The following is a 250-nucleotide window of genomic DNA, read 5'->3' on the forward strand; positions in this document are numbered from 1 at the left end:
CGCTCACTTCGAAGGTCAGTTTCGCTGAGCCGCCCAGCTGCACATGCTCAGAGACCTTGCGGATGATGGCGGCGAATTTGCCTGCCGGCATATGGGTGCGGTCGTCTTCGTCGATATCCCAAAGCTGTACGAAAATTTCCACCCAAGCCTCCGGGTTGGCTCCGCAGTCGAGCGCCTGGAACTGACCGGCTTTCACTTCGGTGACGTGATAGCCGGGCTTCACGGGGCGGCCGCCATAGTGGAACACTAG

The 250-nt window shown here is 60.0% G+C and carries 1 protein-coding gene; it reads right to left on the reverse strand.

Annotated features, from left to right (window positions below; genetic code table 11):
- Positions 1-250: DUF6428 family protein (locus ACPYOI_RS36625; protein ID WP_481424252.1), on the reverse strand; the 250-nt coding region annotated here is incomplete at both ends.

This window comes from Rhizobium sp. SVR5-2C, from assembly GCF_056755115.1.